This window comes from Vibrio harveyi NBRC 15634 = ATCC 14126 = KCTC 12724, from assembly GCF_001591145.1.
In the GTDB taxonomy this organism is placed as follows: domain Bacteria; phylum Pseudomonadota; class Gammaproteobacteria; order Enterobacterales; family Vibrionaceae; genus Vibrio; species Vibrio harveyi.
In genome coordinates this window covers 1-1,966 of record NZ_BCUF01000113.1, presented here as the reverse complement: position 1 = coordinate 1,966, position 1,966 = coordinate 1, and the positions used below count along the sequence as shown (strand labels likewise).

At 38.9% G+C, this 1,966-nt stretch carries 4 protein-coding genes; all 4 read left to right on the top strand.

What is annotated here, in order from left to right; all coding sequences use genetic code 11:
* Positions 1-34: 34 nt before the first annotated feature.
* The 4 genes from VHA02S_RS24640 to VHA02S_RS24625 all read left to right on the top strand — a co-directional run bounded on the left by VHA02S_RS24640 (position 35) and on the right by VHA02S_RS24625 (position 1,931).
* The gene (locus VHA02S_RS24640; protein ID WP_038899614.1) at positions 35-508 is read left to right on the top strand and encodes a hypothetical protein; all 474 of its coding nucleotides are present in this window, start codon (positions 35-37) and stop codon (positions 506-508) included.
* Positions 509-662: 154 nt separating this feature from the next.
* Positions 663-1,154 (top strand): hypothetical protein, encoded by a 492-nt coding sequence (locus VHA02S_RS24635; protein WP_038899615.1) that lies wholly within the window; start codon positions 663-665, stop codon positions 1,152-1,154.
* Positions 1,155-1,365: 211 nt separating this feature from the next.
* Positions 1,366-1,647, top strand: a complete 282-nt coding sequence (locus tag VHA02S_RS24630; protein WP_000086647.1) for a type II toxin-antitoxin system Phd/YefM family antitoxin — start codon at positions 1,366-1,368, stop codon at positions 1,645-1,647.
* Positions 1,644-1,931, top strand: a complete 288-nt coding sequence (locus tag VHA02S_RS24625; RefSeq protein WP_005445239.1) for a type II toxin-antitoxin system RelE/ParE family toxin — start codon at positions 1,644-1,646, stop codon at positions 1,929-1,931. The genes VHA02S_RS24630 and VHA02S_RS24625 overlap by 4 nt, the downstream gene beginning before the upstream one ends.
* The last annotated feature ends 35 nt before the right edge of the window (positions 1,932-1,966 follow it).

The window sequence follows — 1,966 nt, the reverse complement described above, 5'->3', positions numbered from 1 at the left end:
CGTTAGCCCTTTTGGAAAAATTGGAGAGTTATAAATGTCAGTTGAAGCAACCGTCTTCTGGGGGGCGGTATCAGGTGTATTTTCCACGGTATTTCTATGGTTTTGTGGGCATCTTTTCAAGACGGTCGTTATACCAACGTATCAAAAAGCATCATATGATGGCGTTGATCTAAAGGGACGCTGGACGAGAGTTTCAGAGGAAAATGGTGCTACCTACACTTATCAAATAGATATAGAACAAAGTGCCCATAGAGTTAGTGGAACGGCGGTAATTACAAAATCTAATTCTGACTCAGATTATATACAAGACTTTAAATTTACAGGTGAAACATGGGAAGGCTACCTTACTGTAAATATGCGTAGTTCAACGAATGTAAGCCTGTCGTTCGTTTCTGGCTTATTTAAAATCGAAGATCGTGGTGCAGTTCTACGTGGCTCTTGGGCTTATCGAACTAGGGACGATAATGTCGCAAGTGAGGATTTTGCGCTAACTCGAACACAGGGCTAACAAACAATTTAAGAGTGATTCAGCACGCTTGGCATTTTTGGTTTGGGTTAAGTTTAGTGATTATGGTGGTCAAATTAAGTGTCGTGGTAGCGTGCTTCACACCTTAATTGGGCGTTATGTGGTCAAGTATATATTTATAAAAAGGGTTTAGTTAATGCAATTATTAAGTAAGTGTCTCTTTGTTGCTTTTACTAGTTTGTCATTCTGCAACTATGCTGCAGGAAGCACAAAAATAGATGGTGCAATATTAATTAGTGATACGGTTGATACATATGAAACAGGGAAAAACAAACTGTCACGTCCATATCGCATTTCTCAGCTTGGGCGAGATGTTTATGAAAGTTTCAAGAAAGAAGCAAATTATGTAGCTTTAAAAGAAGAGATCGTAAGAGATGGTTTTATAAAGGATTCGTGGGATGAAGATGTAACGATATCTCCTATAGGGGAAAATCATGAAGGATTCAAGGTTATAGTCAGCAAAATATCTGAAGATTCTTGCAAAGCACACCTTGAACACGCTAAAAAACAGGACTTTTTCACTTCTGTTATTATTTATGACCTTAAAGGAAATCTCTTAGACGGCTGCAAAAAGAATACTTTTTGGATATTTGGAAAAAATAACATTGTAGAATTTCTTTATCAGTAGAAAACCACATAACAAGCAATTTAAGAGGGATTCTCAACGCTTGGCACTTTTGCTTCTACTTCAAATTTAGTGTTTATGGCACAATGTTTTAGGTTGGGTGGTAGCGTTGTTCACCCCTTAATTGGGCGTTATAACACAGAATCAACTTCTTGCTCAAAAGGGACAGTTGAACTATTATTTGTACGTTATTTTGTACTAATGGGAGTTCAGTATGAGTCGTATTCATTTCGATCAAGATATTCAGCCTTTGTCTGAGTTTCGTGCCGGTGTAGCTTCATACATCAAACAAATCAATGAGACTCGTCGTCCATTGGTTATTACGCAACGTGGCAAAGGTGTTGCCGTTGTTCTCGATGTTGCTGAGTATGAAGCAATGCAAGAGAAAATCGAATTACTGGAAGAAATGCGCACAGCAGAAGCTCAGTTAGCTTCTGGTCTCGGTGTTTCCAATGATGATGCGCGTGCTCAAGTACTTGGGCGCATTAAAAAATGAAAGTAGTCTGGTCTCCATTAGCACTTCAGAAACTAGGTGATGCAGCGGAGTTTATTTCTTTGGATAATCCACCTGCAGCAGAGAGGTGGGTAAACGAAGTTTTTGATAAAACTGAACTACTTGGAAGTATGCCTGAAATGGGGCGGTTTGTTCCTGAAATGCCCCACACGAACTATCGCGAAATCATCTTTGGTCACTATCGTATTATCTACAGTTTAAGTCACGAAATCCGCGTACTAACAGTTCGTAATTGTCGTCAAATTTTATCGGAAGATGACGTGTAATACTGTGCTATAACAAACTGTTTAAGAGTGATTCA